General features: G+C 68.1%; 26 protein-coding genes and 1 pseudogene. 13 read left to right on the top strand and 14 right to left on the bottom strand.

Features of this window, described 5'->3' with window-relative positions:
• Positions 1-15: 15 nt before the first annotated feature.
• From THIX_RS20840 to THIX_RS20775, 14 genes are all read right to left on the bottom strand, one after another.
• Entirely contained in the window at positions 16-996 is a 981-nt protein-coding gene (locus tag THIX_RS20840; protein ID WP_112487739.1) for a CoA transferase, read from the bottom strand.
• An 84-nt stretch (positions 997-1,080) separates the two neighbouring features.
• Entirely contained in the window at positions 1,081-1,398 is a 318-nt protein-coding gene (locus THIX_RS20835) for a PepSY domain-containing protein (RefSeq protein WP_112487738.1), read from the bottom strand.
• A gap of 380 nt (positions 1,399-1,778) precedes the next feature.
• Positions 1,779-2,171: a lactoylglutathione lyase gene (gene gloA, locus THIX_RS20830; protein ID WP_112487737.1), complete on the bottom strand. Its 393-nt coding sequence runs from the start codon at positions 2,169-2,171 to the stop codon at positions 1,779-1,781.
• A gap of 201 nt (positions 2,172-2,372) precedes the next feature.
• Positions 2,373-3,356 (bottom strand): M48 family metallopeptidase, encoded by a 984-nt coding sequence (locus tag THIX_RS20825; RefSeq protein ID WP_112487736.1) that lies wholly within the window; start codon positions 3,354-3,356, stop codon positions 2,373-2,375.
• Positions 3,357-3,361: 5 nt separating this feature from the next.
• The gene (locus THIX_RS20820; RefSeq protein ID WP_233224781.1) at positions 3,362-4,078 is read right to left on the bottom strand and encodes a 1-acyl-sn-glycerol-3-phosphate acyltransferase; all 717 of its coding nucleotides are present in this window, start codon (positions 4,076-4,078) and stop codon (positions 3,362-3,364) included.
• Positions 4,079-4,209: 131 nt separating this feature from the next.
• Positions 4,210-4,767 (bottom strand): D-glycero-beta-D-manno-heptose 1,7-bisphosphate 7-phosphatase, encoded by a 558-nt coding sequence (gmhB, locus tag THIX_RS20815; protein WP_112487734.1) that lies wholly within the window; start codon positions 4,765-4,767, stop codon positions 4,210-4,212.
• Between the two features lie 22 nt (positions 4,768-4,789).
• Positions 4,790-6,913 carry a glycine--tRNA ligase subunit beta gene (glyS, locus tag THIX_RS20810; RefSeq protein WP_112488529.1) on the bottom strand — a complete coding sequence of 708 codons (2,124 nt, stop codon included), beginning with the start codon at positions 6,911-6,913 and terminating at the stop codon, positions 4,790-4,792.
• A complete protein-coding gene (locus THIX_RS23635) occupies positions 6,906-7,358 on the bottom strand; it encodes a type II toxin-antitoxin system VapC family toxin (RefSeq protein ID WP_158540970.1) in 453 nt (150 codons plus the stop codon). Before THIX_RS23635 ends, glyS begins: the two co-directional genes overlap by 8 nt.
• On the bottom strand, positions 7,358-7,612 hold the full coding sequence (locus tag THIX_RS20800) for an AbrB/MazE/SpoVT family DNA-binding domain-containing protein (RefSeq protein WP_199195341.1): 255 nt from the start codon (positions 7,610-7,612) through the stop codon (positions 7,358-7,360). The genes THIX_RS23635 and THIX_RS20800 overlap by 1 nt, the downstream gene beginning before the upstream one ends.
• 79 nt (positions 7,613-7,691) lie before the next feature.
• Entirely contained in the window at positions 7,692-8,720 is a 1,029-nt protein-coding gene (glyQ, locus tag THIX_RS20795) for a glycine--tRNA ligase subunit alpha (RefSeq protein WP_112487732.1), read from the bottom strand.
• Positions 8,721-8,812: 92 nt separating this feature from the next.
• Entirely contained in the window at positions 8,813-10,351 is a 1,539-nt protein-coding gene (lnt, locus tag THIX_RS20790) for an apolipoprotein N-acyltransferase (RefSeq protein ID WP_371413025.1), read from the bottom strand.
• A 32-nt stretch (positions 10,352-10,383) separates the two neighbouring features.
• Entirely contained in the window at positions 10,384-10,659 is a 276-nt protein-coding gene (locus THIX_RS20785) for a hypothetical protein (protein WP_112487730.1), read from the bottom strand.
• Positions 10,652-11,152, bottom strand: a complete 501-nt coding sequence (ybeY, locus tag THIX_RS20780) for an rRNA maturation RNase YbeY (protein ID WP_112487729.1) — start codon at positions 11,150-11,152, stop codon at positions 10,652-10,654. The genes THIX_RS20785 and ybeY overlap by 8 nt, the downstream gene beginning before the upstream one ends.
• 14 nt (positions 11,153-11,166) lie before the next feature.
• A complete protein-coding gene (locus THIX_RS20775) occupies positions 11,167-12,174 on the bottom strand; it encodes a PhoH family protein (protein WP_112487728.1) in 1,008 nt (335 codons plus the stop codon).
• Positions 12,175-12,554: 380 nt separating this feature from the next.
• Between THIX_RS20775 and THIX_RS24710 the strand changes: the two genes are divergently transcribed.
• The 13 genes and pseudogenes from THIX_RS24710 (at position 12,555) to THIX_RS20705 (ending at position 22,893) form a co-directional block, all read left to right on the top strand.
• Positions 12,555-13,250, top strand: a complete 696-nt coding sequence (locus tag THIX_RS24710; RefSeq protein ID WP_305798546.1) for a response regulator transcription factor — start codon at positions 12,555-12,557, stop codon at positions 13,248-13,250.
• A gap of 198 nt (positions 13,251-13,448) precedes the next feature.
• Complete coding sequence (locus THIX_RS20760; protein WP_112487727.1) at positions 13,449-14,303, top strand: aminotransferase class IV; 855 nt, start codon at positions 13,449-13,451, stop codon at positions 14,301-14,303.
• A 264-nt stretch (positions 14,304-14,567) separates the two neighbouring features.
• Positions 14,568-14,858 carry a YbeD family protein gene (locus THIX_RS20755; protein ID WP_112488356.1) on the top strand — a complete coding sequence of 97 codons (291 nt, stop codon included), beginning with the start codon at positions 14,568-14,570 and terminating at the stop codon, positions 14,856-14,858.
• A 133-nt stretch (positions 14,859-14,991) separates the two neighbouring features.
• Positions 14,992-16,368 (top strand): chromate efflux transporter, encoded by a 1,377-nt coding sequence (chrA, locus tag THIX_RS20750; protein WP_371413024.1) that lies wholly within the window; start codon positions 14,992-14,994, stop codon positions 16,366-16,368.
• Between the two features lie 355 nt (positions 16,369-16,723).
• Positions 16,724-16,864 (top strand): annotated as a pseudogene (locus THIX_RS25015) (MFS transporter); the annotation flags it as partial.
• Between the two features lie 131 nt (positions 16,865-16,995).
• Positions 16,996-17,664, top strand: coding sequence for a metalloregulator ArsR/SmtB family transcription factor (locus THIX_RS20740; protein WP_112488526.1), 669 nt, complete (start codon positions 16,996-16,998; stop codon positions 17,662-17,664).
• Positions 17,665-17,694: 30 nt separating this feature from the next.
• Complete coding sequence (locus tag THIX_RS20735) at positions 17,695-18,057, top strand: DsrE/DsrF/TusD sulfur relay family protein (RefSeq protein ID WP_112488525.1); 363 nt, start codon at positions 17,695-17,697, stop codon at positions 18,055-18,057.
• 20 nt (positions 18,058-18,077) lie between these two features.
• Positions 18,078-18,821, top strand: coding sequence for an MBL fold metallo-hydrolase (locus THIX_RS20730; protein WP_112487726.1), 744 nt, complete (start codon positions 18,078-18,080; stop codon positions 18,819-18,821).
• Between the two features lie 34 nt (positions 18,822-18,855).
• Entirely contained in the window at positions 18,856-20,184 is a 1,329-nt protein-coding gene (locus tag THIX_RS20725; RefSeq protein WP_112487725.1) for an MFS transporter, read from the top strand.
• Positions 20,185-20,245: 61 nt separating this feature from the next.
• On the top strand, positions 20,246-21,382 hold the full coding sequence (locus THIX_RS20720; protein WP_112487724.1) for a YeeE/YedE family protein: 1,137 nt from the start codon (positions 20,246-20,248) through the stop codon (positions 21,380-21,382).
• A gap of 4 nt (positions 21,383-21,386) precedes the next feature.
• Positions 21,387-21,986, top strand: coding sequence for a hypothetical protein (locus tag THIX_RS20715; RefSeq protein WP_199195340.1), 600 nt, complete (start codon positions 21,387-21,389; stop codon positions 21,984-21,986).
• A complete protein-coding gene (locus THIX_RS20710) occupies positions 21,973-22,521 on the top strand; it encodes a TlpA family protein disulfide reductase (protein WP_233224663.1) in 549 nt (182 codons plus the stop codon). Before THIX_RS20715 ends, THIX_RS20710 begins: the two co-directional genes overlap by 14 nt.
• Positions 22,522-22,599: 78 nt before the next feature.
• Positions 22,600-22,893: an AAA family ATPase gene (locus THIX_RS20705; protein ID WP_371412966.1), complete on the top strand. Its 294-nt coding sequence runs from the start codon at positions 22,600-22,602 to the stop codon at positions 22,891-22,893.
• The last annotated feature ends 686 nt before the right edge of the window (positions 22,894-23,579 follow it).

Here is a 23,579-nt window from a genome sequence, read left to right as displayed (position 1 = left end):
ACGCTTGGTGGCTATTCAGGCACGGCGCCTTGCCGGCACATGATTTCCCGACGGCCCCACGCCCCACGCCTCAAGCGGCAGGTCGTGCTCCAAGGCCAGGGCGCGGAGTTCAGCCACCGTATGCGCCTTGCACCAGCGGGCTATGGCCGCGTGGCTGGGGCCGCCGGCGACGGTGGCGAGTTGGGCGGCGAAGTGCGGCTCCAGCGCTGCCAGGGCGACCAGGCCGTCGCGGCAGGGGTGCACGGCGTAGCCGGGCAGGGCGCCGCCGAGCAGGCCGCCGGCCAGGGTGAGGCCGGCGCCGTGGGGCAGGGCGGCGAAGCTGGCGGCGTCGGCCAAGGCCACTTGCAAGTGCGCGCCAGGCACGCCGGGCGCGACGGGGGATGCGTTGCTTGTGGTCCCGCCGCCGCGGCGCGCCGCGGCTTGCATCAACGCCCCCATGGCGGCCTCCACCGTGAGCAAGGCGCCGGTCATGTCGGCCAGCAGCGTGGGCGGCAGGCGCGCAGCGTCGATGAGTCCGGCTTGGGCCTGATAGGTGAGGTCGTGGCCGGGCAGGTTGGCGCCACGCCCGGTTTGGCCGACGATGGCCACGGACGCAAGCGAGGGATGGTCGCGTCGCAGGCGGCGCTTGCCCAGCCCCAGGCGTTGCAGCGCGGCCGGGCGGAACGAGGTCAGCAGCAGGTCGGCATCGCGCAGTTCCTGCTGCAAGGCGTCCTGTCCCGCCGGGGTCTTGAGATCGAGTGTGCGCACCGCGACGCCACGGTGCATGGCGCGATACAGCGGCGGGCACATGGCCCGCATCGGGTCGCCGGACGGGGGTTCGATCTTGCGCGCTTCGGCCCCCAGGGCGTGCAACCTGGCGAGGGCTGCCGGGCCAGGCAGGTTGAGCGCCACGCTCAGCACCCGCAGGCCCGCAAGGGGTTTGAAACCGCTCGGATGATGGGGCTTGAGCGCGTCAAGACGCCGGTTGCGGGCGCTTGCAGTGGGTGGGGAATTCATGGGCGCAGGCTTTGGAGCATGCGCCCATCATAGGCATCCGGGCGGCATCGGCGCCGCCCGGATGGGGCCATGAAGGCAGCCCGCTCAGTCCGCGTTCGCTCCTTCGACGCTGTTCTCCAGCACGGCGCCGGTTTGGGCGTCGATGCCGACTTCATGGGTGGCGTTGCCGGCCTTGATGTCGAACGAGTAGCGCAGGCCGGTGCCGCCTTTTTCCTTCTCCAGTTCCTCGTCGGCAACGGTGCCGTTGGGGATTTGCTTGAGCGCGGTGGCGCGCGCCTGCTCCAGCGTGACCTTGGCGTCCTTGCTGTATTGCTGGCCGTCGAAGGCATAGGCGGAGGCCGCGGCTGTGAGCCCGCCAACGGCGAGCAGGGCGGATGCGATGAGGGTACGGGTTGTTGCCATGATGAAACTCCTTGCTGGATAGGGGTGCCGGCTGGAGCCGGCACACCGCAAACCGTTTGCGGCTGGGAAGGAGTGTCGAGGCTTGGCATTAGCCAGTCCTGAGCATGGACTGAGCAGGAACTGAGGGTGCTCGCACCCGCGATTGGGCAGGGCGGGTATGGCGTGGGCAAGCGCCCGGCGGCCCTATTGAGCGCCCCCAGGGTCGGCTCGCCGACCCGCCCCCCCCGTGGGGGTCAAGGAAATTTGGGGCGGCCCTGCGTTTCCTTGAGAGAGCTCCAGAATTGGCAACAAACTCGAAGCGACGCACAAAGCTCCCCCTCCCCATGCATGGGGAGGGTTGGGGTGGGGAGGGGTTCAGACTGTCCCGGATTGGGGAAACATCAAGAGTGCGTGCCGCGCTGGATCAGCTCGATCTTGTAGCCGTCCGGGTCTTGGACGAAGGCGATGACGGTGCTGCCGCCCGCAACCGGCCCGGCTTCGCGCGTGACCTTGCCGCCGGCGGCCTTGATGCGTTCGCAGGCGGCGTAAACGTCGTCCACCCCGAGGGCGATGTGGCCATAGGCGCTGCCCAGTTCGTAATGGTCGACGCCATGGTTGTAGGTCAGCTCGATTTCGGCCTGCTCCGGGTTGGCGGCGTAGCCGACGAAAGCCAGGCTGTACTTCTGCTCGGGGCGCTCGGTGGTGCGCAGCAGCTTCATGCCGAGCACGCGGGTGTAGAAGTCGATGGAGCGCTGCATGTCGCCGACGCGCAGCATGGTGTGGAGGATTTGCATGATGAGTATGGATTGATGGGTTCGATGGCGGGGAATGGACGCTGCGCCGCTGTGCGGCACGCACCGCTGTTTGTAGCACCGCCCGCCGGATGGCGCAGCGGCGCTTGCCGGCCGTGGCGCTGGCCGGCTTCGGCGCCTGGGTCTTGCAGCAAGGCCTGGTTGGATGACGGTTGAACCGGCGGCTTGGGCGCCGCCGCAACCTCACTCCCAGGGGGGCAGCAGGCTGTGCCGCAGTTCGCTGCGGGCGGTTTGCCACTCGGGGAACAGCTCGCCCACGGTTTGCCAGAAGCGCGGGCCGTGGTTCATTTCGCGCAGGTGCGCCACTTCGTGGGCGACGACGTAATCGACGATGGCGGGCGAGAAATGCAGCAGGCGCCAGTGCAGGCGCAGCGTGCCGCAGGCGGTGGCGCTGCCCCAGCGGGTGGAGGCCGAGGTGAGTTTGATGGCGCGCACCGCCACGCCGAGTCGTTGCGCGAAATGCGCGGTGCGCTGCTGGAACAGGGCCATGGCTTCGCGCTGCAGCCAGGCCTGGGCGGTGTCGCGCACGCGGCGGGCGTCGCTGTCGGCAGGCAGCGGGAGATGCAGTTCGCCGGCGTCGTCCTGCAGGCGCGCGGTGCTGCCGTCGGCGCCCAGACGCAGGGTGAGGGTGCGGCCAAGGTAGGGCAGGCGGCCGCCTTCGCGCCAGTCGATGCGCGTGGCTTGTTGCGCGCGGTGGCGCTGCTCGCGCAGGCCATGCTGGCGCACCACCCAGGCGGCTTTGTCGGCCAGCGCGCTCTGCACCTGTCCCAAGGCCACCCAGCGCGGGGCGCTGACGACGATGCCCTGGTCGTCGATGCGAATGCCGATGGAGCGGCGGCTGGCGCGGCGCAAGGTGTAGTCGAAGCGGTGCGTGCCGTCGTCGTAGCGCCGCGTCGTCGGCGGTGTCGGCTCTTGCGGTGGCGCGATGCGGGGCGGTGCGGACGGCGGCGCCGGCTGGGATGCGAGAGGTGGCGCCGCAGCCGGTGCGAGGGGTGTTGCCAGCGGCGCGGGCACTTCACCCGAAGGGCGCGGCCGTAGCGGGTCGGGGCGCGGCAGCGGCGGCCGTGTGGCGGGCGGCTGGATGCTGGGGGGCTCGATGGCGAGAATGGCCAGATCCACCCCTTCGAACAGGCTGAGTTGGCGGCTGGGCTCGGTCTTGTTCTGCATGCGGGTCAGCTTTGTTGCACGCTTGTGGCGTAGGCCTGCGGGTCGAGCCGGCGCATCTCGGCCTCGATCCAGGTTTCCACTTCGGCCATCAGGTCGGCCGGGGTGCGGCCCACCGAGGCAATGGGCTTGCCGATGGACAGGTCGATGATGCCCGGGCGCTTGATGAAGGCCTGGCGCGGCCAGCAGCGTGCGGAGGTCACGGCAATGGGCACCACCGGCGCGCCGGTGGCCACCGCCAGCTTGGTGCCGCCGAGTCGGTACTTGCCCTGGGTGCCGCGCTCGGTGCGCGTGCCTTCGGGAAACATGATGATCCAGTTGCCGCGCTCCAACAGCGCGGCGCCCTGTTTTCCCACCCTGGAGAAGGCCTCCGTGGGACGGCCGCGGTCGATGTGCACCATGTCCAGCCGGCCCAGCGCCCAGCCGAAAAAGGGCACGTAGAGCAGTTCGCGCTTGAAGACGAAACTCAAGGGCCGCGGCATCATCACCGGCAGCGCCAAGGTTTCCCAGGCGGACTGGTGTTTGACCAGCAGGATGAGCGGGCCGTCGGGCAAATGCTCCATGCCCTGCACGCGTGGCTGCATGCCGCAAATGACGCGCGCACCCCAGAGCGACAGTTTCACCCAGACCATGCACAGGCGGTACAGCGGCGTGCCGCGCACGGCGATGGACATGAGCACCGCAGCCGTGCCGATGGGAATGACCGTGACGATCAGCCAGGCCATGTAGGCCGCCGAGCGCAGCCAGAGCGTGAAGGTGATGGGAGACTGCGCCGGGCTGGCGGGTTGCTGCGGCGTCTGCGGTTGCTGGGGTGTCGGCGGCGCGGGCGGGTGCGCGTCTGCGGGGGCTGGCAGCGTCATGCCGCGACCTTCACCGGTTCCGCCAGCAGCCAGGTGGCGAAGGCGGCCAGGTTGTCGTGCGCCAGCGCATCCTCGGGCAGGGTTTCGCTCGCCAGCGTGCGCTCGCCCTTGCCGCTGCGCACCAGATGCAGGCTGCAGCCCAGCGGCTGTGCGGCTTGCAGGTCGCGCAGCGTGTCGCCCACGGCGGGCACGCCGGACAGGTCGTCGAGCCCGTAGCGCTTGGCGATGTCCTGGAGCATGCCGGGCTTGGGCTTGCGGCAATGGCAGTGGTCTTCGGGCGCGTGCGGGCAGAAAAAGATGGCGTCGATGCGCCCGCCCGCCGCCGCCAGCGCCTTGTTCATCTTGAGGTGAATGGCGTTGAGCGTGGCCATGTCGAACAGCCCCCGGCCAATGCCCGACTGGTTGCTCGCCACCACCACGCGCCAGCCCTCGCGGTGCAGCCGCGCGATGGCGTCCAGGCTGCCCGCAATGGGCACCCATTCGTCGGGCGACTTGATGAAGTCGTCGCGGTCTTCGTTGATGACGCCGTCGCGGTCGAGGATGATGAGTTTCATGGCGCCATTGTCCCGCAGATGTTCAAGCCGCAAGGCGCGACAGGTCGGCCACGCGGTTCATCGCCGCCTGCAGCCGCGCCAACAACGCCAGGCGGTTGGCGCGCAAGCCGGGGTCGTTGGCGTTGACCATCACGGTGTCGAAGAAGGCGTCGATTGGGGCTTTGAGCCCGGCCAGAAGCTTGAGCGCGACGGTGTAGTCGCCTTGCGTGTAAGCGGCCTCGGTTTGCGGATTGATGGCGGTGAGCGCCTGCACCAGCGCGATCTCGGCGGGCTCAACCAACAACTTGCCGTCCACAAGGCCGCTGCCATCCTTGACGCCCTCGGATTTCTTCAGAATGTTGCTCACACGCTTGTTCGCTGCTGCCAACGCTTCGGCTTCGGGTAAGGCGGAGAAGGCGCGCACGGCCGTCAGGCGTCTCGGAACTTGGGCAAGGATCTGGGGCTTGAGCGCCAACACGGCGTCGACTTCCTGCGCGACCCAACCTTGCTCGCGCAGCAGGTTAGCAAAGCGGTCGAAGATGAACTCCTGCAGAGCCGCGCCGGGATCGGAAAAGCTGGGTACTTGAGCGAAAGCCTCGCTGGCCTCGCTGAGAAAGATGGTGAGCTCGATGCCGTCGCCGCGATCCATCAGCATGCGGATGACCCCAAGCGCGTGCCGGCGCAGCGCGAAGGGGTCCTTGTCACCGCTGGGCTTCTCGCCGACGCCAAACAAGCCGACCAGTGTTTCGGCCTTGTCAGCCAGCGCCACGGCAAACCCCACATCGCTGCGCGGTAGGACGTCACCGGCGAAGCGCGGTTTGTAGTGGTCTTCGATGGCCTCGGCCACCAGTGGATTTGCGCCGTCATGCAAGGCGTAATAACGGCCCATGATGCCTTGCAGCTCCGGGAATTCGCCCACCATGTCGGTGAGCAAATCAGCCTTGGCCAGAAGTGCGGCACGGTCAACGAATTCAGGATCGGGCGGTAACACGATGTGCATCGCAATGCTGCGCGCGATCGCCCGCACCCGCTGCACCCGCTCGCCCTGCGACCCCAGCCTGGCGTGATACACCACCTTGCCCAGCCCCGGCACGCGGCTTTCCAGCGTGCGTTTGCGGTCCTGGTTGAAGAAGAACTGGGCGTCGGCCAGGCGCGGGCGCACCACGCGTTCGTTGCCTTCGATCACGGCGCTGGGGTCGGCGGGGCGGATATTGCTCACCACCAGAAACTGGTTGGTCAGCTTGCCCGCGGCGTCGAGCAGCGGAAAGTATTTCTGGTTGGCCTTCATCGTCAGGATCAGGCACTCCTGCGGCACGTCGAGGAAGGCGCGGTCGAACTGGCAAAGCAGCACGTTGGGGCGCTCGACCAGGGCGGTGACTTCGTCGAGGAGCGCGGCGTCGTCGATCGGGCGCAGGTCCGCGCCCGCCTGCTGTGCTGCGGCTTGCAATTGGCGCTCGATCTCGGCGCGGCGCTCCTCGAAGCTGGCAATGACTGCGCCTTGCTCGCGCAGCGTGGTGGCATAGCTGTCGGCGTTGGGTAGCACGATGGGGTCGATCAGCGCCTCGAAGCGGTGGCCGTGGGTGCTGCGCCCGGACTGCAGGCCCAGCGCCTCGACCGGCACCACGTTGGCGCCGTGCAGCGCCACCAAGCCATGAGCGGGACGGACGAACTTCACCGTGCTCCAGCCATCCAGCAACTGGTAGGCCATGACCTTGGGGATGGGCAGTTTGGCCAGCGCCTCGTTCAACGCTGTTTGCAGGCCAGCGGCCAGGGTGCTGCCTGCGGCGACGGTGTCGATGAACAGGGTCTCGGCCTTGCCTTCGCCTTCGCGGCGCAGTCGTGGCACGGCAGCGGCGTCCAGCCCGAGGGCGCCGAGTTTTTTCAGCAGCGCGGGGGTGGGGGCGCCGCGGGCGTCGAGGCCGACGGAGGCGGGCATGAGCTTTTGCGCCACGGCCTTGTCCGCCGCCTTCGGGCACACGCCGGTGATGTGCGCGGCCAGGCGGCGCGGGCTGGCGTAGGGGGTGACGATGCTGTCGGCAGCGGCTAGCCCTTGGGCGCGCAGCGCGGCGGCCAGGCACTCGGCAAAGGCGCGGCCGAGCAGCGGCAGGGCTTTGGGCGGGAGTTCTTCGGTGAAGAGTTCGACGAGGAGGTTGGAAGCGTCAGGCATCAAGGTCAATCCAGTCCAGCCCCAGCGCGGGGGCGTTGCGTTGCATGTCGAGATCCAGGGTCAGCAAATGGGTGGCGCCGCTGCGACGCGCGACAACCAGGTGCAGGGCATCCCCCGCGCGCAACTTGGTATGGGCATCCGCGCACAGGGCCGCGGCATCCGTGAAATCCTGGCTGTCCACCGGCAGCATCTGCACTCCGGCCCGTGTCCATTGCGCGTAGCGCTGCAACAAGTCGGCGGTGAGTTCGGGCTGGAATTCGCCGCGCCGGCTCTTGATGCTCAGCGCGCTGGCCAGTTCTGCCCGGGTCCACAAGGCGGTGAGCAGCGCGCCGGATTGCACCTCGATCCAATCCGCGAGCCGCTGTGCGCTGGGTTCGCGTGCCAGCAGGGCGATCCAGACGCTGCTGTCCACATAGATGCGCCGGGCTTGGGGCGGGAGTGTCATCAGTAGCGGCTCAGTTCGTCCTTGCTCACCGGGCGGGTCATGGGCATGCGCTGGTGCAGTTCGCGCAAGGCATCGACCAGAGCTTTGCGGGTTTGGGTCACACCCTGCGCGTCCTTCTCCTGCAGAGCCAGCAGGCGCTGCCCCAGTTCCTGGGTGCTCAGGCTGCTGCCTTCGGCCACGCCGAGTTCGCGCGCCAGCTTGGCCGGCAGGCGCAGGGCGAGGCTGTTGCCCCATTTGGCGATGTGCAATTCCATGGCGCTGCTCCAAGGTGACGCGTTCAATGTAGATACGCGTATCTACATACTAGGTGGTCGATCAGGCGGATGCTGGCCATCAGGCCGCTTTTTTCTGCGCCAGTTGCGCGATCACCTCGTCGGCCCAGGCTTTCGGCGCCATGGGAAAGCCCAGGCGGGCGCGGCTGTCGAGATATTCCTGCGCCACGCCGCGCGCCAGGTTGCGGATGCGGCCGATGTAAGCGGCGCGCTCGGTGACGGAAATGGCGCCACGTGCGTCCAGCAGGTTGAAGCTGTGCGCGCACTTGAGCACCTGCTCGTAAGCGGGCAGCGCCAGCTGCGCCGTCATCAGCGCCTTGGCCTGCTTTTCATGCGCGCCGAAGGCGAGCAGCAGGAAGTCCACGTCGCTGTGCTCGAAGTTGTAGGTGCTCTGCTCGACCTCGTTCTGGTGGAACACGTCGCCGTACTTCAGCAGGGTTCGAGCGAGAACACCGCCGGGCCGCCCCAGGGTGTTCTCACCCCCTTGTGGGGCGGAGCCCGCCAGCGGGCTCGCGGGGGCTGTCGATCTTCCAGCCACTTCGGTTTCGGTCCACACCAGGTCGTACACGCTTTGCACGCCCTGCAGATACATGGCGAGGCGCTCCAGGCCATAGGTGATTTCGCCGGTGATGGGCTTGCATTCCAGGCCGCCGACCTGCTGAAAGTAGGTGAACTGTGTGACTTCCATGCCGTTGAGCCACACCTCCCAACCCAGGCCCCAGGCGCCGAGGGTGGGGTTCTCCCAATCGTCCTCGACGAAGCGGATGTCGTTTTGCTTCAGGTCGAAGCCCAGCGCCTCCAGGCTGCCGAGGTACAACTCCAGAATGTTCTCCGGCGCGGGCTTGAGCACCACCTGGTACTGGTAATAGTGCTGCAGGCGATTGGGGTTGTCGCCGTAGCGGCCGTCCTTCGGCCGGCGGCTGGGCTGCACGTAGGCGGCCTTCCACGGTTCGGGGCCGATGGCGCGCAGGAACGTGGCGGTGTGGCTGGTGCCCGCGCCCACTTCCATGTCGTAGGGCTGCAGCAGGGCACAGCCCTGGTTCGCCCAATAGTTTTGCAGCGTGAGGATGAGGTGTTGGAAGGTGAGCATGGGAAGCACCAGGAAACCGGCAGATTGTAGGAAGCTGTACAAGAAAGCCGTTGCCGTCAGCCACGGGCTTGATCGGCCCCCTGGCGCCGACTTCACGGCATGCGTTTGCGTGCCAGCAGAGTTGCCACGCCAAGCGCCAGCAGGCACAGCAGCACGATGGGCGCGTAGCTCCAGCGCGAGGCCATCCAGGCGAAGGGCGTGGTGCCGGCATAGCCTTGCACCCGGCCGGCGAGCACGCCCACGGTGAAGGGCTGCAGCATGGCCAGCACGCGGCCGTCGGCGCCGATGATGGCGGTGGCGCCGGTGTTGGTGGCGCGGATGGTGGGGAGCTGGAATTCGAGCGAGCGCATGCGGGCGATTTCCAGATGCTGCGGAATCACGATGGTGTCGCCGAACCAGGCCAGATTGGTGAGGTTGGCGATGATGTTGGGCGCATGCGCCGGGTTGCGAAAGCGCTGCGCGAGCTGCTCGCCGAACAGGTCTTCGTAGCAGATGGTGGGCGCCACCTTGTCGCCGTGCACGACGAAGGGCGGCTGGTCCAGCGTGCCGCGGGCGAAGTCGCCCAGCGGCATGTTCATCAGCCGCACGAACCAATGGAAACCATAGGGAATGAATTCGCCGAAGGGCACCAGATGCGCCTTGTCATAGCGGTAGGGGGCCGGGGCGCCGAGGCCGAGGATGCTGTTGGTGTACTGGTCGGCGCCGCGTGTCAGCGGAATGCCCAGCAGCGCCTGGGCGTGGTGCGCCTTGAGAGCCGCGGTGATGGCGCTCAGGTAGTGCGGCGGCAGGTCCTCGGGCAGCACCGGCACACCGGTTTCGGGGGTGACGATGAGGTCGGCGCGCAGGCTGGAGAGCCAGTCGCCGTACATGTTCAGCGTCGGCCCCAGGCGCTCGGGCTGGAACTTCTCGCTCTGCGGCACATTGCCTTGCAGCAGCGCCACGCTGATGGGCTGGCCGATCGGCTGGGTCCAGCGCTGGTGGGTCAGCTGCTGGCCGGCCGCGGTCAGCAGCACCAGCAGCGCCACCGCCAGCGCCGCGCCGCGCACGCTCACCTGGGTGAGCAGCGCCAGCAGGGCGGCGGCCAGCGCGGCGGCGAAGTCCACCCCGTACATGCCGAGCAGGGGGGCGTAGCCCGCCAGCGGGTTACCCACCTGCGCATAGCCCAGCGCAGCCCAAGGAAAGCCGGTGAACACCGTGCCGCGCAGCACTTCCGCCAGGGTCCAGGCGGCGGCCAGTGCCAGCGCCGCGCCGGCGCCGCGTGCGGCGTGCCACGGTTCGCGCGAGGCCGGCGGCGCCAGCGCCGCTGCCAGGGCGCAGGCCAAGGCCGGGTAGATGGCGAGGTAGGCTGAAAACAGCAGCACGGCCCCGCCCGCCAGCAGCGCCGGCATGCCGCCATACACCGCCATGCTGATGTACAGCCACCACAGCCCACCGGCGAACCAGCCGATGCCGAACAGCAGCCCGAGCCAGGCGCCGCGTTTGGCGCGGGCGATGGCCGTGCTTGCCGGTGCGCGCCACAGCAGGGCGATGAAGATGGCCAGAATGAGGATGGAGAAAGCGCCGAACTTGGGCCGCCCGAAGGTCTGCGCCAGCGCCAGGCCAAGCCACAGGGCCAGCAGGGCGGCGGACAGGCCGCGCCAGCGCGCGGCAGCAAGGTTCGGTTTCAGGGCCGGGTTCCTTCCGACAAGCGGCGCCGGCCGCTCCAGATGGCCCAGACGCCCAGGCCGATCCAGCCGCCAACACAGGCCAGGAACAGACCGGGCTGCCCCGCGCGGTGGATGAACGGGCTGGCGTTGAATAAGGGCAGCGCGGTGACGCCGAAAGCCGCGCCGACGAGGCAGGCGAGCAGGATGATGGCGCCGAGCAGGATGCGCACGCGCGCCCGCCAGCGGCGGATATGCGCAGGGTGATCGGGCAGGGTGCGGCGTTGCTCAGGCATAGGGATCGGCGATGCCCAGCGTCAGCAGCAGCGCGCGCTCGGTGGCTTCCATGCGCTCGGCGTCGGCTTCCAGTTCGTGGCCCCACCCCATCGCGTGCAGCACGCCGTGCACCACCATGTGCGCGTAGTGGGCGGCCAGGTCTTTGCCCTGCTCGGTGGCTTCGCGCGCGATCACGGCGTCGCACAGCACGATGTCGGCAGCGGGCGGCCAGGGCTGGTAGTCGAAGGTCAGCACATTGGTGGCGTAGTCCTTGCCACGGTAGGTGCGGTTGAGTTCGCGGCCTTCTGCGGCATCGACGAAGCGCAGCGTGATTCGCGCGGGTTCGATGGGCGCGGGCTTGGCCTTGCGCAGGCGGGCGTTGGCCGGGCCGCAGCGCAAGGCGGCACGCACCCAGCGCTGCAGCTTGTGGCGGGGCAGCGCGCTGCGGTGCGTGCCGCTGGCGAATTGCACCGACAGCTGCAGCAGCGGAGCGGCGGTACGCAGGGCTTGCATGTGTCCGTTGCGCTTTAGTTGGCGGTTTTGGCGCGCCGGGCCGGCTTGCGCTGCGCAGGCGCAGCCGCAGCTCCGCCCTGCGCCTGGCTCTCCGCCCGCTCATAAGCCTCTACGATGCGCGCCACCAGCGGATGGCGCACCACGTCCACCGTGGTGAAGCGGGTGATGGCCACGCCGCGCACATCCTGCAGAATGCGCTCGGCCTGGGTCAGCCCGCTGAGTGCGCCGCGCGGCAAATCCACCTGGCTCAGGTCGCCGGTGATGACGGCGCGCGAGCCGAAGCCGATGCGGGTGAGGAACATCTTCATCTGCTCCGGCGTGGTGTTCTGCGCCTCGTCCAGAATGATGAAGGCGTTGTTCAGCGTGCGCCCCCGCATGAAGGCCAGCGGCGCGATCTCGATCGTGCCGCGCTCGAACAGCTTTTGCGTGCTCTCGAAACCCAGCAGGTCGTAGAGCGCGTCGTACAAGGGGCGCAGATAGGGGTCGATCTTCTGCGCCAGGTCGCCGGGCAGGAAGCCCAGGCGCTCGCCGGCCTCCACCGCCGGGCGCGTCAGCACCAGGCGCTCCACCGCATTGCGCTCCAGCGCGTCCACCGCGCAGGCCACGGCCAGGAAGGTCTTGCCGGTGCCGGCCGGGCCGAGGCCCACGGCCAGGTCGTGGCCGAGGATGCTGCGGATGTACTCGGCCTGGCGCGGCGTGCGCCCGTGCAGATTGGGGCGGCGGGTGTGCAGCACGGGCTCGTCGGCCGCGGCCTGCAGGTTCGGCTCCTGGCCTTGCGCGGCCTGCGTGAGTTCGAGCTGAATGTCGTCCAGCCCCAGCGCCTTGTCGGCGCGCAGCCACAGGGCTTGCAGCAGCGCCTGCGCGGAGCGGGCCCGCGTGCCTTCGAGCGTGAAGCGCTGCTCGCGGTGCCGGATGACGATATCGAAGGCGATTTCGATTTGCCGCAGATTTTCGTCCAGTGGCCCGCAGAGATGGGCGAGGCGGACGTTGTCGGGAGGCGAGAACTGCTGTTTGAGAATCAAGGATGTCAGCTGGCAAAAGTGGCGTCGCCACGCTGGGCGACATGGCCGCAATTGTGCGACATGCGGGCGACAAGCGGGCCAAGGCGGGCCGATGTTGGGGAACGCGCACACATCGCGCGCGCGATGTGGAGCGCCTGGCGCTGAGATTGGGACATTGACCTCAGCGCACACATCGCGCGCGCGATGTGGAGCGGGCCGGCATCATCCCTACAATGCGGGTTGACAAATCTCGAATGCGGTTTGTGTAAGCGCTCCGAGCTCCCAGGCCACCATTCAAGCACATGCCCCAAGCCCAACGCTGCACCCTGATCGTCGAAGACCTGGCCGAGTCGCGCACCGCCATGGCGCGCCTGCTGAGCTAGGTGCTGCCCGAGCTGCCCGTGTGCGAAGCCAGCACCCGCGCCCAGGCCGAAAGCCTGATTCGCAGCCGCACCATCGAACTGGCGCTCATCGACTTCGGCCTGCCCGACGGCAGCGGCCTGGACGTGTTGCGCACGCTGCACGCCGCCCAGCCGCAGGCGCGCGCCGTGGTCATCACCATGTTCGACGACGACAACCATCTGTTTCCCGCGCTGCAGGCCGGCGCTTTTGGCTATGTGCTGAAAGACCGGCCGGAAATCGAGCTGGTGGCGCAGCTGCGGCGCATCCAGGAAGGCGAGCCGCCGCTCAGCTCCTCGGTGGCGCGGCGCATGCTGATGCATTTCGCCGCGCTCAAGGGCCACGCCGGTACGCCGAACGCATCGGGCGCAGCCGATGGCGAAACGAAGTGGGGCCGCCGCGTGACCGACGCGGGCGGCACGCCGCCGGCCGGTCCGCACGATCTGACGCACCACCTCAGCCCCCAGGCCAGGGCGCGGCACGGCATGGTGGAGGAGCCCGAAGTCATTCTCACCGAGCGCGAAACCGAGGTGTTGCAACGCGTCGGCAAGGGCTACACCCTGCCGGAAATCGCGTTGCAGCTGGGCTTGTCGCGCCACACCGTGGCCGATTACGTGAAGCAGATCTACCGCAAGCTCGACATCTCCTCCCGCGCCGAAGCCGCGCTGGAAGCAGCGCGCCGCGGTCTGGTCCGCTGAGCGCTGCGGCTCCAGCCATGCCTGCGCAGGGCTGGACAGCGCGAAGGGTCTGCCGGCCTACGAGCCGGCCGCCTACCGGCGCTGCGGCTCCAGCCATGCCTGCGCAGGGCTGGACAGCGCGAAGGGTCTGCCGGCCTACGAGCCGGCTGCCTCAATATCCCCATAGCTTGTTCGTCCGTATCACTCTGCACACCACCTATGCGCCCATCCATCTGTCACCTGAACGGCGTTGACCTGCCGCTGGACGAAGCCCGCGTGCCGGTGCTGGACCGCGGTTTCATCTTCGGCGACGGCGTGTACGAAGTGGTGCCGGCCTATGGCCGCGTGCCGTTTCGCTTCGACGAGCACATCGCCCGCCTCGGCCGATCGCTGGGCGAAATCGGCATGCGCGATCCGCTCGGGCACGAGGCGTGGGCCGCGCTCCTGGCGCGCCTGCTGGCCGGCAACGACCCGGCCGATCAGTGCATCTACATCCAGGTCACGCGCGGCGTGGCACGCCGCGACCACGCCTTCCCCAAGGACACGCCGCCCACGGTGTTCGCCTACAGCTTCCCCTTCCCGCATGTGCCCGAGAGCCTGCGCCGGCAGGGCGCGGCCTGCATCACCCTGCCCGATACGCGCTGGCTGCGTGCCCACATCAAGAGCATCGCCCTGCTGGGCAATGTGCTGGCGCGGCAGGCTTCGGCTGAAGTCGGGGGGCAGGAAACCATCCTCGTGCGCGACGGCTGGCTCACCGAAGCCTCGGCGTCCAACGTCTGGGTGGTGCGCCATGGCCGCCTCGCCTGCCCGCCGATGGACAACCTCAAGCTTGCGGGCATACGCGTTGGCCTGATGGACGCCCTCGCCGCCACCGCCGGCGTGCCGCTGGAGCGCCGCCCGGTGGCCGAGTGGGAGTTGCGCTGCGCCGACGAAATCCTGCTCACGTCCGCCACCAAGGAAGTGCTGGCCGTGACCACGCTCGACGAGCGCCAGGTGGGCACGGGCAAGCCCGGGCCGGTGTATGCCGCGCTGCATGCGGCGTATCAAGGCGCAAAGCAGCAGCAGACCGATTAGCAGCCGAACTCGCAGGACAAGTCGCGTCGCCGCCGAGGGCAGCGGCGCACGCCGGTCGTCTCCTGCGCATTCGGTGCGCACTCGGCGTGCACCCAATCGGAGCGTCGCCCACAGACAACGCGCTGGCGGCATGGCGGTTGGGGGTAATACGGCCAGGGTCCGCTGCCCGGCGTCATCTGCGGGACAATCGGCCCATTCCGAACCACCAGTGGCCGTGCCGCGCGCAGGCGCAAGCCCAGCCCCAACTCCCACATGAACACCAAGATGTCCGCAACCCTGCGCAGTGTCAAGCTGGATGGCGACAGCCTGATCGTCTACCCGAGCGATTTCCCCATCAAGATCATGGGGCGCAACGCCGATGGCTTCGCCGAGACCATCGCCGCGCTCGTGCGCGAGCACGCTCCCGACTTCGATCCCGCCACCATGGAGTTGCGCCCCTCCAGCGGTGGCAATTACCTCAGCTGCACCTGCACCATCCGCGCCACCAGCCGCGCCCAGCTCGACGCCCTGTACCAGGCGCTCAGTTCGCATCCGATGGTGGCCGTGGTGTTGTAAGACTCGGCGGATTCATGGCCTGGCATCCGAGATCTGGCGCTGGCATGCAGCAATCGGTTTGCGCGCAATCTTCAAGAGCGACCGGCCGCACGCTCCCGACCCTGTCGGTTTCGTTTCCGCTGGTCGCTTCGGCATCCCACCCAAGGTCGACTTGAGCGCGCTGCAGCCTCTACCCCCGTCCACCCTCGCGCCGCCTGTCGCCCCGCGTTTCACCGAGGCGCTGCTGTTCTGGCTCAAGCTCGGCTTCATCAGCTTCGGCGGCCCGGCCGGGCAGATCGCGGTGATGCACCAGGAGCTGGTCGAGCGCAGGCGCTGGATTTCCGAACGGCGCTTCCTGCACGCGCTCAACTACTGCATGGTGCTGCCCGGGCCGGAGGCGACGCAGCTCGCCATCTACATGGGCTGGCTGCTGCACCGCACGCGCGGCGGCATCGCCGCCGGGGTGCTGTTCGTGCTGCCTTCGCTGTTCATCCTCATCGGCCTGAGCGCTGTCTACATGGCCTACGGCAACCAGCCGCTGATGCTGGGCGTGTTCGCCGGGGTCAAGCCGGCGGTGGTGGCGGTGGTGGCGTTCGCAGTCTGGCGCATCGGCTCGCGCGCCTTGAAGAACGGGGCGCTGTGGCTGATCGCGGCGGCGGCCTTCATCGCCATTTTCGCGCTGGGCCTGCCGTTTCCGGCCATCGTGCTGAGCGCCGGGGTGGTCGGCTGGATCGGCGGACGCATCATCCCGGGCAAGTTCCAGATCGGCGGCGGCCACGCCGCGGCGCACGCCGCATACGGCCCGGCGCTGATCGACGACGCCACGCCGACGCCCGCGCACGCCCGCTTCCGGCCCTGGCGCCTGGCCGCGTTGCTGGCCATTTTCCTGGCGCTGTGGGCCGTGGCTTTCGCGCTGCTTCCCGCTGGCACGCTGCGCGACATGGGACTGTTCTTCACCAAGGCCGCCTATGTCACCTTCGGCGGCGCCTATGCCGTGCTGCCTTATGTCTACCAAGCCGGGGTCGAGCATTTCCACTGGCTCACCGGTCCGCAGATGATCGACGGCCTGGGCCTGGGCGAGACCACGCCGGGGCCGCTGATCATGGTGGTGGCCTTCGTCGGTTTCGTCGGCGCCTGGACGCACCAGGTGTTCGGCCCGCAGTCGCTGCTGCTGGCGGGCGCGGCGGGCGCCGTGGTGGCCACCTTTTTCACCTTTCTGTCCTGCTTCCTGTTCATTCTCGCCGGTGGCCCGCTGGTGGAAGCCACGCGTGACGACCTGCGCTTCACCGCACCGCTCACCGGCGTCACGGCGGCCGTGGTGGGTGTGGTGCTGAACCTGGCGGTGTTCTTCGCCTGGCATGTGTTCTGGCCGCAGGGCGCCGGGACTGCGCCGTTCGCCGGTGGCTTTCAGTGGTTCGATGCGCTGCTGGCGCTGGCCGCCTGGCTCGCGCTGTGGCGGGGGCGTGCGGGCATCATGACGGTGGTGCTGGCTTGCGCCGCCATCGGCCTGGTTCACACGCTGATGGTTTGACCGCCCCCAGGGCCGGGCTGCGCCCAGTCCGCCCCCCGTGGGGGGCCAAGGAAACTTGGTGCGGCCCGGCGTTGACTTGAGCGTGCCCCCGGATCTGCCGCTTCGCGTCATGCCCACCGAGGGGCATGAGAAAACTTGGGGGCGGCCCGGCGTTTTCTCATGCGGAAATGGTGATGCCCCTGCTGCCTGACGGCACTGCACCGCAAGCCCGCCTGCTGTTGCTGGGGCGTGCCTTGATGGACGGTTTTGTCGCAGTGCCGCTGCTGGCGCAGCGCGGCATGTTCGCGCTGTATGCGGTGGTTGGCGTCGGCGTGTGGCTGCTGCACCTGCGTTTGCCCAGGGTGCATGAAAGTGCCCAGCCGCCGCCAGCTTCACCGCCGTGCCGCGCAGCCTGGCCGCCGCACTCGGCCCGACCCTGGCTGGCGCCATGCTCGGCGCAGGCTGGCCGACCCTGCCGCTGCTGGCGACGTTTCGGCGCGTACGCTTGCCGCGTTGACGGCCCGCGCCAGGGAACACGCGCTGCCGATGCAGGCGCCGTGCGCATGCCGCTCCTCGCGCCTGCGGTGATGTTGGCAGGCTCGGGTTTGCCCTGTAGCATATATTCGTTCATTCGTTAGAATGATCAATATGCAAAACCGCGAACTCAAGAACCACCTCTATGAGCAGGTCGCCCGTATCGGGCGTGCCGTATCCAGCCCCAAGCGCCTGGAGTTGCTGGAACTGCTGGCGCAGGGTGAAAAGCCGGTGGAGGCGCTGGCGCGCGAAGCCGCCATCGACATCAAGCTCGCCAGCGCGCATTTGCGCGTGCTCAAAGGCGCGCAACTGGTGCAGGTGCGACAGGAGGGCAAGAGCCGCATCTACCGTGTCAGCGGCGCTGACGTGGCCGCGCTGTGGGTGGCGCTGCGCAGCGTGGCCGAAGCCCATGTGGCCGACCTGCAGGTGGTGATGCAGCGGCTGTTCGCCGGGCCGGAACGGCTGACCCTGGAGAGCAGCCACACCCTGCTCGACAAGGTGCGCAGCGGCGCGGCGGTGCTGATCGACGTGCGCCCCGAGGCCGAATACCGCACCGCGCACCTGCCCGAGGCACGCTCGCTGCCGCTGCCCGAACTGGAGGCGCGGCTGCGTGAATTGCCGCGCGACAAGGACATCGTCGCCTACTGCCGCGGGCCGTTCTGCGTCATGTCCGACGCCGCGGTGAAGCTGCTGGTGCGGCGCGGATTCCACGCCAGCAAGATCGCCGAAGGCGTCGCCGAATGGCAGGCTGCCGGACTGCCGCTGCATTCGCTCGACGCCTGATCCACGACAACCGGCATGCAGGAGACCGCGATGCAAACGATCTTGTTCATCCTCAACGACCCGCCCTATGGCACCGAGCGCAGCTACAACGCCTTGCGCCTGGCGGTGACCCTGGCGGTGACCCTGGCGGTGCAGCCGGAGCGGCAGGTGCGCCTGTTCCTGATGGCCGACGCGGTGCTCTGCGCCAAGAGCGGGCAGAAGGTGCCCGCGGGTTACTACAACATCGAAACCATGCTGGCCAAGGTGGCGCAGCGCGGCGAAGTGGCTTTGTGCGGCACCTGCATGGATGCGCGCGGCCTGCAAGACACGGAGTTGATGCCCGGCTGCCGGCGCTCCACGATGGTGGAGCTGGCGCAATGGACGGGGCAAGCCGACAAGGTCCTGGTGTTCTGACAACTGAAAAGGTGTTTCTCATGTTTTTCAAACAACTGGCGACGCGCGACGCGAGCCTGTCTTATTTTTTCGGCTGCGGCGGGCTGGGCAAGGCGGTCGCGGTGGATGTGGTCGAAGGCGATGAGCCGTGGTTCATCGACGAGGCGGCGAAGGCGCAAGTCAGCATCACCCATGTGATCGACACCCATGTGCATGCCGACCACGTTTCGGGCGGACGCGCGCTGGCGCAACGCCTCGGCGTGCCGTACTGCCTGCACGAGAACGCGCGCGACCTGGTGCAGTTCGACTTCGAGGCCTTGCATGACGAGCAGGTCATCGCCGTCGGCAATGTGCTGGTGCGCGTGCTGCACACGCCCGGCCATACCCTGGACAGCGCCTGCCTGCTGGTGAGCGACAGGCGCCGCAGCGAAGCGCCCTGGTTCGCCCTCACGGGCGATACCTTGTTCGTCGGCGCGGTGGGCCGGCCCGACCTGGCCGGACGCGGGCGCGAGATGGCGGCGATGCTGCACGACAGCCTGCACGCCAAGCTGCTGGCGCTGCCCGCCGAGCTGGAGATTTTCCCCGGGCATCAGGCGGGAAGCGCCTGTGGCGCGGGGCTGTCGGGCAAACCCTCGTCGACCATCGGTTTCGAGAAGCGCTGGAACCCGGCGCTCGGCCTGCCGCGCGCGGAGTTCGTCGAGCTGCTGCTCGGACAGATTCCGCCGCGCCCGGCGGAGATGGAGCGCATCGTCGCCGTCAACACCGGCCAGCTTGCGACCGCATAGCGGCCCGCCCCCTCACCCACCCGCCAGCCCAGCCATGCTCGCCCATCTCGGCACCACCCATCCCGCCGCTGCGGCGGCGCCCGAGGAACATGTCCAGGGCATCCGCATCAACCTGCATCAGTTCATCTGGCAGGCCGTGCAGGTGGCCTTCGTCGGCATGGTCATCGGCATGGAGCGCAATGTGCTGCCGGTGGTGGCGGGACAGGATTTCGGCGTGCCCAAGTCGTCCTTCCTCTACCTGATGAGCTTCGTCATCTCCTTCGGGCTGGTGAAGGGCATGCTCAATTTCGTTGCCGGTCGCTTGTCCGAGCGCATCGGGCGCAAGCCGGTGCTGGTGATGGGTTGGCTGGCGGCCATCCCCATTCCGCTGCTCATTTATTTCGCACCCAACTGGTGGTGGGTGGTGGTGGCCAATCTGTTCCTCGGCGTGAACCAGGGGTTCGCCTGGAGCATGACCGTGACCAGCAAGGTGGACATCACCCGCGCCGAGCAGCGCGGACTTGCCACCGGCATCAACGAGTTCGCGGGCTATGCCTCGGTGGGCTTGGCGGGCATCGTCACCGGCTATCTCGCCTCGCTCTACGGCCCGCGCCCCGCGCTGCTGGGCTTCGCCCTGCTGGTGATTGCTGCGGGCCTGGGCACCGCGCTGCTGTTCGTGCGCGAGACCCTGTCTTGGGCGCGCGCCGAGAGCAAGCGTCACGCCGACGGCAAGCACACCGGTCTCAAGCCGCACTTCGCCGAAGGCCTGCCCGCGCATCCGACCTCGCTGCAGGTGTTCACCTTCGTCTCGTTCCGCCACGTCACCTTCTCGGCGCTGTGTCAGGCCGGGGTGGCCAACAAGGTCGCGGACACACTGCTGTGGGTGCTGTTTCCGCTGTATCTGCATGGGCATGGCCTGAGCGTGGTGGACATCGGCTGGGTCACCGGGGTGTACGGCCTGGTGTGGGGTGCATCGCAGTTATGGACCGGGCCGCTGTCGGACCGCATCGGCCGCAAGCCCACCATCGTCGCCGGGCTGTGGCTGCTGGCGCTGGGCGTGGCTTCCGTCACTCTGGTGATGGGTGTGGCCGCGTGGCTGACCGCCGCCGTGGTGATGGGCGTGGGCATGGCGCTGCTGTACCCCAACCTGATTGCCGCCGTGGCCGACATCTCGCATCCGAACTGGCGCAGTTCGTCGCTGGGCACCTACCGCTACTGGCGCGACACCGGCTACGCCCTGGGTGCATTGATGCTGGGTTCCATCGCCCAGGCCGCCGGGCTGATCGCTCCCGCGTTCTGGTTCACCGCTGCGCTGCTGCTGGCCTCAGGCCTGTGGGTGTTGTTGCGCGCCGAGGAAACCCATCCACGCCTGCATACTGTCTGAGTTCGATCCAACCTCAGCGGGGCCGCGGGTTGCACGCACAAAATTTTGAGGAGACCATGCCATGACGGCGATGACGGAATTGCTCATTGGCGCCTTTGCCGCCGCAGCGGTGCTGGGCGCTTCGGCCCAGGCCACCCGGTTTTGCCCGCAGGGCGGCTTGCGTGAAACCCTGCTGGAGCGCAAGCCGACGCGGCTGGCGGCCTACGGCGTCGCGGTCGGCGCGGCGCTGGTGGCGGTGGCGCTGCTGCAGCTCGCGCTCGGCCAGACGCTCATCCCCAGCCGCCCGGCTTACACCGGGCCTGAACTGCCGTGGGGCCGCTATGTGCTGGGTGGCCTGCTGTTCGGCGCCGGCATGGTGCTGGCACGCGGCTGCCCGCTGCGCACCCTGGTGCGCGTGGGCCAGGGCAGCCTGCAGGCCGTGCTGGTGCTGGCGGTGATGGGGTTGGCCGCGTACGCCATGAGCCGCACCTCGCTCTACGGCCTGTGGTTCGCGCCGTGGATCGACGGCTGGTCGCTCGATCTGCGTCGTTTCGGCCTGGCGCACCAGGATCTCGCCACCGTCCTCGGCTTGGGCAGCACCGGCGCGCATGTGGTGCTGGGCCTAGTCCTCGGGGCCATGGCGCTCGTGCTGTGCTGGCGGGCGCTGCCCTTGCGCAAAAGCTGGGGCTTGTGGCTGGGCGCGGTGCTGATCGGCGTGGTGGTGGCTGCGGGCTACGCCCTCACCGCCGGGCCCATCGGTCAGCGCGCGATCGAAGACGCCTCGTTCATGGGCCAGCCGCCGGACGGACTGGGCGTGCAGTCCTACACCTTCGCCGGGCCGCTGTCGGATGCGGTGTATTTCCTGCTGCACCCATCGAGCCAGACCACCACCTTCGGCGTCATGGCGGTGGCCGGCGCGCTGCTCGGCGCCTTGCTGGCGGCGCTGCTGCGGCGTGACTTCCGCCCGCAAGGCGTGGCCGGTTGGCGCGAGGGCGCACGTCAGTTGTTCGGCGCGGTGCTCACCGGCGGCGGCGCGGTGCTCGGCCTGGGCTGCACCGTGGGACATGGCTTGAGCGGGGTGTCGGTGCTGTCCATCGGCTCGATGCTGGGGCTGGCGTCGATCTTCACCGGCGCCTGGCTGGCCATCCGTCTGGAGGCCGGTCGTCGCGTTGCGCCGCTGGCGGGGGCTCCGGGCTATACGGCGGCATCGGGAGGCTGACAGCATGCGACGCAACGTATCCATCGGCACAAGCTTTCTGCTTGCGGCGCTGTGCGGCCTGCCCGCCGCCCGCGCCGCCACACCCGCTTCAGCGTCTGCCCCAACTCAAGCCTCCACCCCTGCGGCCGCAGCCAGCGCCGCGCAGCCGAACTGGGCCAACCATCGCCATGCCTTCACCGTGCGGCTGATCCAGCTCAGCCCGGAGGGCGTGCGCGGGTTCTACGAGAACATGGGCTATCCGCAGCCGGCAGTGGCGGCCATCGCCCGGGTCTGCGTGTTCGGCACCTTCATCCACAATCGCGGCAAAGTGCCCATCAGCTACGACGTGGCCGATTGGCGTGCCGTCACATCAGGCGGCCGGCAACACGCGTTGATCACCAAGACCGACTGGCTGGCCCGCTGGAAGCCCGACGGCATCAGCGCGGACTGGTCCATCCTGCCGGCGCAGCAAACCCTGCAGCCCGGCGATTGGGCGCAAGGCTTCACCACACTCGACGTGCCGCGCGGCACGCGCCTCACCCTGCACTACTCCTGGAGAGAACATGGAACCCTGCACCACGCCCGTCTTGCTGGACCGCAATGCGCCAGCGATGCCCAACCCTGAACGCAGGCGTCTGCTGACGAGCCTGGCGGCCTGCGGCCTGGGTGCCTTGACCAGCCGTAGCGCGCTGGCGGCCGGCACGACGCCCGATCAGGCGCTGAGCATCGTGCAGCCGCCGCGCCCGGCCCCCGACTTCACGCTTCCCGACCTCGACGGCAAGCCGCACCGCCTGTCGGACTATCGCGGCAAGGTGGTGCTGGTGAATTTCTGGGCGACCTGGTGCCCGCCCTGCCGCGCGGAAATGCCGTCGATCGAGCGGCTGTATCTCTCGCTCAAGAACAAGCCATTCGCGGCGCTGGCGCTGGACCAGGGCGAGAGCCTGAACCAGGTGTTCGCCTACATGGGCCAGCTCAGTCCCTCGCCCACCTTCCCGGTGTTGCTGGACAGCAAGAGCGCCGCCGCCCATGCTTTCGGCGTAATGGGCATCCCCACCAGCTACCTGATCGACCCACGCGGCAACATCGTGCGCCAGGCCGTGGGCGGGCGCGATTTTGACACGGCGGCGATGCGGCGGGTGATCGAGCTGCTCATGGCGTAATCTCTGCGCTTGCCGCGAAACAGTGCGGGCAGGCCAGTTCCTTCTTCACCCTGCAGCCGCCAGCCAGGCGTCGGGGACATGACGCGTATGCAAGACACGCGTATGCAAGCTGAAACCTCGAATCCTGCAGCTGGCGAGCCCTTCCAGGCTGCCGTCGTCGCCTTGCGCCAGCAGTTGGCGCAAGGCGACGACGGCCAGGCTGCGCTGCTCGACCGCCTGGTCATCGCCCTGCTCACCGGCGGCCACCTGCTGGTGGAGGGCCTGCCCGGGCTGGCCAAGACCACCGCGGTGAAGGCGCTGGCGGACGCGGTGCCTGCCGGTTTCCAGCGCATTCCATTCAGTTCACCCCCAACCTGCTGCCCGGCGACTTGAGCGTCTCAAATGGGCTCGCTTGGCTCAAAACCAGGATGTCGAGGGCCTCAATCAGCTATGGGAGCAACTGCGCGGGCGCTATCCAAGCCATGCCTGGCAGGCGCACACACACACATTAAGAGCCTGGCTTGAACAGCAAGCTGAGACCCGTGCCCAGCGTCGCCAAGGAACTGAACGCTCTGCTTGTGCGCGCCGGGACTCAGCGTTACGGTCCTAGCCAATCACGCCAGTGAGCAAGTGCGACAGCTTTGGACCCCGATGTACAGAGGATGAGGTCGGAGTGTCGTGGGAAAACTCCCGCAAGGAAGGCGGGCGGAGGAGAGTCGAATGACACGCGTGCATGGCCCCCGCTCACCTGCTTGCCAGAGAGCAAGGCACTTCTGTTGCGAAAAGGTGTTGACACGGCCTAGGCCGTGGTGCACAATTTCGCTCTTGCTGCTTTTCGCTGGTTCTCAAAAAACCAACAAAGCTGCGAGCGGGTTTCAAGGCAGCAAGGTTTGAAGTTCTCTGTTTCTGACAAAACCTTATGCTTGACTCGGGAATAAAAGTTGTGCAAGAATATCGATTCTCCGCTGCAAATGCAGCAGCCGCAAAAGCGGGTTCATTAACAAAAAGCAGCCGATAAGTGTGGGCGTTTGACCGGATTGCAAAATACGAGTTAAACGCTCATAAAAGAAGTACGGAGA

Origin of the sequence: Thiomonas sp. X19 (assembly GCF_900089495.1) — a bacterium.
Lineage (GTDB): Bacteria > Pseudomonadota > Gammaproteobacteria > Burkholderiales > Burkholderiaceae_C > Thiomonas_A.
The sequence above is the reverse complement of the archived record's forward strand: the minus strand, read 5'-3'. Positions and strand labels throughout refer to the sequence as shown.

Excerpts from the sequence above, each read along its gene's own strand:
- THIX_RS20840 (WP_112487739.1), bottom strand. The coding sequence starts at position 996 with ATGAATTCCCCACCCACTGCAAGCGCCCGCAACCGGCGTCTTGACGCG.
- THIX_RS20835 (WP_112487738.1), bottom strand. The coding sequence starts at position 1,398 with ATGGCAACAACCCGTACCCTCATCGCATCCGCCCTGCTCGCCGTTGGC.
- gloA (WP_112487737.1), bottom strand. The coding sequence starts at position 2,171 with ATGCAAATCCTCCACACCATGCTGCGCGTCGGCGACATGCAGCGCTCC.
- THIX_RS20825 (WP_112487736.1), bottom strand. The coding sequence starts at position 3,356 with ATGCAGAACAAGACCGAGCCCAGCCGCCAACTCAGCCTGTTCGAAGGG.
- THIX_RS20820 (WP_233224781.1), bottom strand. The coding sequence starts at position 4,078 with ATGGCCTGGCTGATCGTCACGGTCATTCCCATCGGCACGGCTGCGGTG.
- gmhB (WP_112487734.1), bottom strand. The coding sequence starts at position 4,767 with ATGAAACTCATCATCCTCGACCGCGACGGCGTCATCAACGAAGACCGC.
- glyS (WP_112488529.1), bottom strand. The coding sequence starts at position 6,913 with ATGCCTGACGCTTCCAACCTCCTCGTCGAACTCTTCACCGAAGAACTC.
- THIX_RS23635 (WP_158540970.1), bottom strand. The coding sequence starts at position 7,358 with ATGACACTCCCGCCCCAAGCCCGGCGCATCTATGTGGACAGCAGCGTC.
- THIX_RS20800 (WP_199195341.1), bottom strand. The coding sequence starts at position 7,612 with ATGGAATTGCACATCGCCAAATGGGGCAACAGCCTCGCCCTGCGCCTG.
- glyQ (WP_112487732.1), bottom strand. The coding sequence starts at position 8,720 with ATGCTCACCTTCCAACACCTCATCCTCACGCTGCAAAACTATTGGGCG.
- THIX_RS20785 (WP_112487730.1), bottom strand. The coding sequence starts at position 10,659 with ATGCCTGAGCAACGCCGCACCCTGCCCGATCACCCTGCGCATATCCGC.
- ybeY (WP_112487729.1), bottom strand. The coding sequence starts at position 11,152 with ATGCAAGCCCTGCGTACCGCCGCTCCGCTGCTGCAGCTGTCGGTGCAA.
- THIX_RS20760 (WP_112487727.1), top strand. The coding sequence starts at position 13,449 with ATGCGCCCATCCATCTGTCACCTGAACGGCGTTGACCTGCCGCTGGAC.
- THIX_RS20755 (WP_112488356.1), top strand. The coding sequence starts at position 14,568 with ATGTCCGCAACCCTGCGCAGTGTCAAGCTGGATGGCGACAGCCTGATC.
- THIX_RS20740 (WP_112488526.1), top strand. The coding sequence starts at position 16,996 with ATGCAAAACCGCGAACTCAAGAACCACCTCTATGAGCAGGTCGCCCGT.
- THIX_RS20735 (WP_112488525.1), top strand. The coding sequence starts at position 17,695 with ATGCAAACGATCTTGTTCATCCTCAACGACCCGCCCTATGGCACCGAG.
- THIX_RS20730 (WP_112487726.1), top strand. The coding sequence starts at position 18,078 with ATGTTTTTCAAACAACTGGCGACGCGCGACGCGAGCCTGTCTTATTTT.
- THIX_RS20725 (WP_112487725.1), top strand. The coding sequence starts at position 18,856 with ATGCTCGCCCATCTCGGCACCACCCATCCCGCCGCTGCGGCGGCGCCC.
- THIX_RS20720 (WP_112487724.1), top strand. The coding sequence starts at position 20,246 with ATGACGGCGATGACGGAATTGCTCATTGGCGCCTTTGCCGCCGCAGCG.
- THIX_RS20715 (WP_199195340.1), top strand. The coding sequence starts at position 21,387 with ATGCGACGCAACGTATCCATCGGCACAAGCTTTCTGCTTGCGGCGCTG.
- THIX_RS20710 (WP_233224663.1), top strand. The coding sequence starts at position 21,973 with ATGCCCAACCCTGAACGCAGGCGTCTGCTGACGAGCCTGGCGGCCTGC.
- THIX_RS20705 (WP_371412966.1), top strand. The coding sequence starts at position 22,600 with ATGACGCGTATGCAAGACACGCGTATGCAAGCTGAAACCTCGAATCCT.